The organism is Nostoc sp. T09 (assembly GCF_002154695.1).
Taxonomy (GTDB): Bacteria; Cyanobacteriota; Cyanobacteriia; order Cyanobacteriales; family Nostocaceae; genus Aulosira.
On sequence record NZ_MTAV01000150.1, the window covers coordinates 19,913 to 28,151 of the forward strand.

General features: G+C 42.3%; 9 protein-coding genes. 4 read left to right on the forward strand and 5 right to left on the reverse strand.

Annotated elements, in window-relative coordinates; translation table 11 throughout:
* The first annotated feature begins 166 nt into the window (after positions 1 to 166).
* The gene (locus BV372_RS26760; protein ID WP_086689529.1) at positions 167 to 1,204 is read left to right on the forward strand and encodes an aldo/keto reductase; all 1,038 of its coding nucleotides are present in this window, start codon (positions 167 to 169) and stop codon (positions 1,202 to 1,204) included.
* A 176-nt stretch (positions 1,205 to 1,380) separates the two neighbouring features.
* Here the strand turns inward: BV372_RS26760 and BV372_RS26765 are convergent, their stop codons facing one another.
* Positions 1,381 to 1,776: a hypothetical protein gene (locus tag BV372_RS26765; RefSeq protein WP_086689530.1), complete on the reverse strand. Its 396-nt coding sequence runs from the start codon at positions 1,774 to 1,776 to the stop codon at positions 1,381 to 1,383.
* 597 nt (positions 1,777 to 2,373) lie between these two features.
* Here BV372_RS26765 and BV372_RS26770 point away from each other — a divergent pair.
* From BV372_RS26770 to BV372_RS26780, 3 genes are all read left to right on the forward strand, one after another.
* On the forward strand, positions 2,374 to 3,078 hold the full coding sequence (locus tag BV372_RS26770; RefSeq protein WP_086689522.1) for a nuclease-related domain-containing protein: 705 nt from the start codon (positions 2,374 to 2,376) through the stop codon (positions 3,076 to 3,078).
* Between the two features lie 270 nt (positions 3,079 to 3,348).
* Complete coding sequence (locus BV372_RS26775) at positions 3,349 to 4,086, forward strand: DUF4886 domain-containing protein (RefSeq protein WP_143845305.1); 738 nt, start codon at positions 3,349 to 3,351, stop codon at positions 4,084 to 4,086.
* 338 nt (positions 4,087 to 4,424) lie between these two features.
* Positions 4,425 to 5,282: a neutral zinc metallopeptidase gene (locus BV372_RS26780; protein WP_086689524.1), complete on the forward strand. Its 858-nt coding sequence runs from the start codon at positions 4,425 to 4,427 to the stop codon at positions 5,280 to 5,282.
* 484 nt (positions 5,283 to 5,766) lie between these two features.
* On the opposite strand, the gene BV372_RS26785 is transcribed toward BV372_RS26780, so the two are convergent.
* The 4 genes from BV372_RS26785 to ndhL form a co-directional block, all read right to left on the reverse strand.
* The gene (locus tag BV372_RS26785; protein WP_086689525.1) at positions 5,767 to 6,399 is read right to left on the reverse strand and encodes a heterocyst differentiation related protein; all 633 of its coding nucleotides are present in this window, start codon (positions 6,397 to 6,399) and stop codon (positions 5,767 to 5,769) included.
* Between the two features lie 265 nt (positions 6,400 to 6,664).
* Complete coding sequence (gene trpA / locus BV372_RS26790) at positions 6,665 to 7,465, reverse strand: tryptophan synthase subunit alpha (RefSeq protein ID WP_086689526.1); 801 nt, start codon at positions 7,463 to 7,465, stop codon at positions 6,665 to 6,667.
* Between the two features lie 72 nt (positions 7,466 to 7,537).
* Positions 7,538 to 7,849, reverse strand: coding sequence for a DUF3007 family protein (locus BV372_RS26795; RefSeq protein ID WP_086689527.1), 312 nt, complete (start codon positions 7,847 to 7,849; stop codon positions 7,538 to 7,540).
* Positions 7,850 to 7,873: 24 nt separating this feature from the next.
* A complete protein-coding gene (gene ndhL / locus BV372_RS26800) occupies positions 7,874 to 8,086 on the reverse strand; it encodes an NAD(P)H-quinone oxidoreductase subunit L (protein WP_086689528.1) in 213 nt (70 codons plus the stop codon).
* Positions 8,087 to 8,239 lie beyond the last annotated feature (153 nt).

Below are 8,239 nucleotides of genomic sequence, written 5' to 3' on the forward strand. Positions count from 1 at the left end.
CAACTGGACATGATATCACTTCTTAAAATATTTTCACAGTTCACCCAGCTTTAGCATACATATCCGTCTCTCACTGCTGTTTTCTCTCAACAGTTAGATGTACCCCGCTTTGCATCATGTAACGCTATGAGAGCGAGTTATGACAATTTTTTGGAAAGATAAATTTGTGGATATCAGCAGACGGGATTTATTGAAAGTAGTTTCTACTTCCGGTTTAGTTGCAGCCGGGTTGGCTGGTGCGGAAGGTTTATTCTCACAAGTCTCAGCCCAAAATAGACCCGCTTATACTCAAACTAGAAGCGGCGAAATGATTTACAGAACCTTGGGACGAACTGGAGAAAAAGTATCCGCGATCGGTTTAGGGGGTCACCATATTGGACGCCCAAAAGACGAGCAAGAGGGTATCCGCCTAATCCACACTGCAATTGATCGTGGCATCAATTTCATGGATAACAGCTGGGACTACCATAACGGAGGTAGCGAAATTCGCATGGGAAAAGCCCTTCAAGGCGGTTATCGTCAAAAGGTCTTCCTCATGACTAAGATAGACGGACGAACTAAAGAGGCAGCTACTAAGCAAATTAACGATTCTCTAAAACGGTTGCAGACAGATCGTATTGATTTGCTACAGCATCATGAAATACTTCGTATGGAAGACCCAGACCGCGTCTTCGCTCCTGGTGGGGCAATGGAGGCTGTCCTAGAAGCACAAAAAGCAGGCAAGATTCGCTACATCGGCTTTACTGGGCACAAAGATCCGCTAGTTCACCTGAGGATGCTGGAAGTTGCTGCTCAAAATAACTTTCGTTTTGACACAGTGCAGATGCCGCTAAACGTGATGGATGCACATTTTAGAAGTTTTGAACAACAAGTTCTACCCAGATTAGTGAAAGATGGAATCGGTGTGCTGGGTATGAAATCAATGGGCGACCAAAATATTCTCAAGAGCAATACGGTTAAACCCATCGAATGTCTCCACTACGCCATGAATCTGCCAACTTCAACCGTGATTACAGGTATTGAAAGTATGGAAATTCTCAACCAAGCGTTTGAGGCAGCACGTACATTTGAGCCGATGAGCCAGGAACAAGTTAGGGCACTGCTCAATCGCACTCGCGAGGTTGCAGCAAAAGGTCAGTATGAGCCATTTAAGACCACTAGTCAATTTGATAGTACAGCTAAAAATCCAGAGTGGTTAGGATAACTACTATTGATACTAAGTTTCAGTCTCTTGTCGAAGGTAATCTCAATGAGGCCTGAAAGCAAATTGATGAAACTAACCAAAATCTGCACTGTGTAGGTTCAGCGCAGATTTAGGAATTTTAGCAAGTACTAAGAAAATTGTGTGCGATCGCAAATCGCAACTACAGCATCAGGAACTTACCGTTTTACGGTGTTAGAAATATCTTTACCAGCCTGTGCTGCACTATCCTTAACACCACCAGCGGTTTCCTTCGCACCTTCTACATAACCCGATCCAAATTCTTTAAAAGCTTCTCCTGATTGTTGACCAATTCGCTGAAGTCTTTCACCAGGAGCGTCTTTCGTTTCGCGAGCTTCCCTATTCCATTGTCCTGTTGTCTTCGGTCTTTGAGCATCATTCTGTTCTACTTGTACGCGAACTTGATCGCGCAACTCTTTGTTACTGCGCCCAGTATCTACATTTGTCGTCAGTACTATCAAACCAACTAAGGCAACAGCCAAAAAACGTTTTACTTGAAATCCTTTAAGCAAAGAACTGATCTGAGCGATCGCATTAGAAATTAAATTTGTCATGCCAATACTCCGTTGGTACATTCTCGATGTTTTGCAAATTTTCGAGATATCATTGGCTCACTCCAAATTTGGCTAATACCATGAGAAACCAAATTTAGTTTCTATCTTGTAATTAACCTAACCAATGGAGTTATAGATTTAGTAATGAAATAGGGTGTGATACAGCCTATTTGCAGCCAATTGTCTCTTTTGATTACAAATCCAGCGTAACTGGAAAAAATTATTTATCCCTCTAACAAAAGTCATAGCTTGGTGAGAAATAAGCAAAGTTTATTTAAGCCGATGGTATAGCAAGGAATCATGAGCTACTACCAATAACACTGATTTTGATGAGATTTAAAGCCTGTATAAGGCTTGTTTTCAGGCATCAAGTTATTTGGTTCATACTTGCGTCAACTCAAAAGAGTCAATCAGCAGATATCGCCCTGCATTTTCATGTTTGCGATTGATTCTAGATGATGTATTTGAACGTGTACTTAAGTAAAATTTGAAACTTTCAGTATTAAAAATAACCTTTTCAATTTCAATTGACAGTGTCAGACTAGAAAAAATTTAACTCTATTTAAGTATTTGAGCTTCTCTCAATTAAAATATCACATGTCAAAATTACATCGTCAAGCTGGAAAAAATATTCGCGATCTTGCTGTTAAAAGACGACTTAAGGCAATTTGTTCATTTCTCTGTGCTGGTTTAGTTGTCCTTTTCCCATTCTTTTTAGTAGCAATCTTTCAGAATTTTTTAAACCAGGTATCATCGCTTAACTCATCTAAGACTCAGGCTCCAACATTGCAATTGCCCATCCTCCTATATGTTCTTTTTATCTTCGTAGCCTTAGGGTTGGTTCTCAATGGCATTTATTTCTGGCGGAAGGCGAACCTTGCCGATCAAGGTGCTAAAGGAGAAGAAGATACAGCCCAAGCCTTGATTCAGTTAGAGGCAGAAGGCTGGCAAATCGAATATGGCATGTTGTTGAAAGGTGGTTTAGGAGATGCTGATATTGTTTGTGTTTCCCCACAAAGTCAAGCTTATGTTGTCGATGTCAAATCTCATCGAGGTGAAGTTGTTACCGATGGAAAGTATCTATTTCGTCGTATGGGAAATACGACTCATAATTTTGAGAAAGACTTTCTTGAACGGGCTATGAAACAAGCTTTGCAAGTTAAAAAGCAAAGGAAGTTTAATTTTGTTACGCCAATTATTGCTTTCTCGCAAGCTAAAGTTTCAGTACCATCAAGAAAAATAAGAGGAGTATATGTGGTTGAAAAATCTAGTTTGCTCTCACTTTTAAAGTCTCTAGGTTAAAGCCTTGCGATTGCTACTCTGCGGGAAGCCCTTCGGGTTCGCCAGTTCCTTTATGCCGGGGAACCCGTCCACCGGACTGGCTCACCACTTCGTGTCTACGTTCCTCGCAATGACATATTAAATTTATTATTTAATCGAAAAATAAAAACTGAGATGCACCCATCAACGATAGGATTCCAGATGACGCTTAATGCTAAATCGGTAAAGAGAAAGATGAAGTATTTATTAGTAATAATTATATTATTAATCATTGCTGGCATAGGAGCAAAAGTGAAAACAAAGGTTGAGACAAAAGCTTATAAGGAAACTTCTAACCAACCGCTAAAGGTGTTATTCATTGGTAATAGCTATACCTATTTCAACAATCTTCCCAAATTGACGCGACAGTTAGCTTTATCAGCCAAAGAAACTAGAAAACTAGAAACTGAAATGGTTACGGTTGGTGGAGCTACACTAGAGAATCTTTGGAAGCAGGGTAAAGCATTAAGTAGGATTAGGGATGGACGATGGGACTATGTTGTACTGCAAGAACAGAGTACTTTACCTATTAAAAATCCGAAATTGATGTATGAATATGCTCGGTTGTTTAACGCTGAGATTAAGCAAGTTAATGCCCAAACAGTGTTCTACTTAACTTGGGCAAGACAGAATCGACCAGAAACGCAACAGGCACTAATCGATTCATATATGACAATTGCCAAGGAACTGAATGCAATCGTGGCTCCAGTGGGCATAGTTTGGCAACAAATTCAACAACAAAACTCAAACTTTAGTCTTTACAATCAAGATCAAAGCCATCCCAGTTCAATTGGCTCCTATGTGGCAGCATGTGTGTTTTATGCAACATTTTATGGTAACAGCCCAGAAGGATTAAGCTATAAAAACGACGGCAATCAATTGAATACTCCGCAAGAAAATAGCAGTATGGAATTAGAGAGCTTAAACGCAGCGGATGTTGAAATGATTCAACGTTTAGCCTGGAATATTGTCAGTAAAAAATTATTTTAAATCTGCCTATGTACTTGCTGTTATCAATGAGTGTACAGCCTCATAATGGCAAGCATCAATAATAAAAATGACTGCGATCAGCAGTGCAAAACCAAAGGCTATCCACTTTGAGTGTATCTTTAGACATTGCCATGTGACGATGAATTAGCCTTCCCTAAGTAGGACATAATATCAAATTATTGCTATCCCTTGGCAGAAGATTTTGATGTATAGAACCACTAATATTTGTGCTTAATTATGGCAAGTCTAGCCTAAGTGCGATGTTTCTTGATTTGTCGCTGTGGGTCTATGCACTTTCTTCACTTGTGTCAGGTTAAATAGTTGGGAGACTTTTATTTATGCGCTGGGAATTTGGCCGTAGAAGCACCAATGTTGAGGACAGGCGCGGAACTGGGCTTTCGGCCCCTGTAGTGGGAGGTGGCGTTGGGGCAGTAATTCTGTCATTGATAGTTGCCTTCTTGGGTGGCGATCCCAGTGTCATCTGGGAGCAAACACAAAGGCCGAGCGATCGCCCTTACTCGCAATCTCCCCAAACACAACCTTCGGCTGCTGAAGATCGCATGGCTGATTTTGTTTCGGTTGTCCTGGCTGATACGGAAGATACATGGCACAGTCTGTTTCAGCAACAAGGAAAGACATATCGGGAACCAACCTTAGTTCTCTTCTCCAATGCGGTGGAGTCAGCTTGTGGCTTTACGCGATCGGCCGTTGGTCCATTCTATTGCCCTAGCGATCAAAAGCTCTATATCGACTTAAACTTTTATCAGGATTTGCAGAATCGCTACAAAGCACCAGGAGACTTTGCTCAAGCCTACGTAATTGCTCATGAGGTTGGGCACCATGTCCAGAATCTTATGGGCATTTCTGATCGCGTGCGAGGATTGCAGCGTCAAGCAGATCAAGTAGAAGCAAATCAACTTTCAGTCCGACAAGAGTTACAGGCGGATTGTTTCGCTGGCGTATGGGCATATCATGCCGATCGCTCGCGACAAATCGTGGAAGCAGGCGATATTGACGAAGCGCTGAATGCTGCTAGCAGCATTGGGGATGATCGCTTGCAAAGTCAAGCAAGAGGCTATGTCAGACCTGAGTCTTTTACGCATGGTAGTTCAGCCCAAAGAGTCCGCTGGTTCCAACGAGGCATTCAAACGGGTAATCCTGCACAATGTAATACTTTTGCAGTGGCAAATCCTTAAAATTTCACCATCAAGCTTTTCATCAGAATGTGTAGAGATCATTTAGGAAATTGGCATCATCTTTCCTGCTGGCAAGTTAGTGTTAATGACAGCAAATTCCACAAATACAGAGATGTGATGGAACAGCTTCTTGGGCTAGTTAGCGTTAGCTCTTCTTTGGGCTGTATAGGAACAAGTCATCGGCTTTGCCGATTGCCATCACCAGTAATAGTTGCTAATAATAGAAAACACCGCCCCCTATGAACAAGGGACGGCTGCTGAATAATTGATAAATTCTGTATGCCCCAAGCATACAGGCGATTTTGCACTTTTGCTTGGCGAATTCTTCCTGTAACTAAGCATTAAAATATACTCACCTTTGTTTTTTTAATAGAAACATCTGTGAGTTGCTTTAAATTTTATTGTAGTATTTGCTGTTATTTAGTAGTTGATACCAACAAATATAGAGGTAGTTGCCAACCCTGTTAACCACTATAGTTTGCTTTTAATGCATTTCGTCATATTCTGGTGCTTCCACTCGTCTTGCTTCCATGCGAGGAGGCAAAAACTCTGTACGACGTACAGGAACTAAAGGCTGTGTAGGGCCTTGGTAAGGGTGAATTACTTGTACAGTGCGGGAAGGACGCTGTTTTGGTGAAAATAAAGCCAACACTCCAGCTACTACAACACCACCACCAATGGTCAAAGTCATACCTCCCACTGCCCAGACTATCGGTGAAGACCACCAAGGGGTTTGAGGCTGTAAAGGTGTTTTCTGATTATTCTGTTGAGCAAACAGCTGCTGTTGCTGCTGGTTGTAACTTTGAAATTGCCACTGAAGTTGTTGATTTTGCGTTCTCAACTGCTCGTTATCGCTTTTTAAACGCGCCAACTCCGACTTTACGGATTCGATATCGGCTAGCCGCTCGGAATTGGGAGCCGTCGGGGGCTGATTATTGGGATACAGCGGTTGCCCATAAGGATATTGGGGCGGCATCATCTGGGGTTGTACCACAGCAGGCATCTGCGGGGTCACAGCAAAGTTAGGTTGTAGAGAATTACCTGCCCCTTTGAGCAATACGAGAGCCGCTAGCCCAGCTACGGCGACCCCGCCGATAAACGCCATACTTTCACTCATCGCCTAAGCCCCTCAACTGCGACGGAATTATCATCATTTGTAACTGACTCACACTCACACTCATATTTTTTCGCCTATTTCACTTCATATAATACCCAAACTATAAGCGATGCTTTCAGCTAGTTTTTTTACAGCATCATATTTGCTGTTATTATTCAAGATTATACCTGTTAATTTGTCTACCAACCTTAGACAGAAAAACTACACTGTTATATATTTTTAATCTACTTTTCCCATCTCATCAAGACTAGTATTTATACTACTGTCACTCAGTCTTGATAGCTGTTTTCAGGCTTTGACAAAATTCGGCGATCGCACTTAATCCCTCTGCTGGTGTACCTTCTGCTAAACGTTTCACAAATGCGCTGCCCACGATCGCCGCATCTGCACCCCAATCTTTGACCTGACGTGCTTGTGCAACTTCGGAAATCCCAAAGCCCACACCAATAGGTTTCTCCGTAACACTACGAATTTGCTTCAGTAAATCTGACACTCGCGTTTCTATTTGCGATCTGATACCAGTTACCCCAGTAACACTTACGAGATAAATAAATCCTTGAGAGGAGCGAGCGATCGCTTCTATGCGTTGGGCGGAACTGGTAGGGGCTATTAACAAAGTTAAGTCAATTCCGATCTCACTAGCTGGTTGAAGTAAACCAGAAGCTTCTTCTAGGGGTAGATCGGGTACTACCAAGCCTGCTACACCCGCAGCCGCAATCTGCTGAAGAAACTTTTCAATTCCCCGGTGCAAAATTGGATTGTAGTAAGTAAACAGGACAATGGGCGATTTTAGAGCCGGAGTAGTAGCTTGCAACATTTCCAGCACACTATCCAATGTTGTGCCCCTTTGAAGAGCGCGGGTAGCAGCAGCTTGAATCACTGGCCCATCCGCTAGAGGATCAGAGTAGGGAACTCCCAGTTCAATAATGTCTGCCCCACTGCGGTCAAGAGTTCGTAAAGCTGCTGCTGTTGTTTCTAAATCTGGATCGCCAGCTGTGATAAACGGAATTAAAGCACACTCTTTATTGCGTCCAAGAGTTTCAAAGCAGTGGGAAATGGCAGTCATTGGTCAAGATTCAAAAGTCAGTTGTCATATAGTATCAAACAACGGACAATCAACAAACGACCAATGCGCCCTCTAAACCTGAGTTTGTTTTTCTTGTTCAATCTCAGCTTGAATTTTTTCTAGTTCTTCGGGAGTCAGTTCGTCCAGCCGCTTTTGGAAAAAGGCTTGTTCATAATCTTCCCGCTGTTGATGGTAGGTCATTTTTTGCCCCACCGCACGGAAAACATAGGTGGCTAACCAGCCAAGTAATCCACTAACTAGCAAGACTTGGCTCCATATACCAGCTTTTTGACTATCTAAACCTACTAGTTGCAAGCCTAGATATATTATGCCTCCAGCAACAAAAACGCCCAAGCCAATACCTATAGCATCAATGCGTCGCATGAGAATTATGACCTACCAATCTTGTTAAACTTCAATTTGTCGCCGCTGGGGTCGAAAATTTATAAACGGCGATAAAACCAACAAACCTGGAAAGAAGAAGAACACCAGAAAGTACATAAAGGTGCGTTCTATGGAACTAGCTACATACCAGCGCTGCTTCAGGTAAAACAAAATAGCCACTGGGATGACTAACAAGTAAGCTCCAGCCAAAATCAGATACAGCAGGGCTACAATCATAATTCTTTCTCTAAGATAGACAAGAACGTTCAGTACATCTATTTCCCATCATAGGCTGAATGCCTAGGCTCAGGGAAGTAGGGCGAACAGGTGATATCATGTCCGGCAAATTACTTGTGATATGTCCGCCGCGAGTGCAACACAGTGGAACGT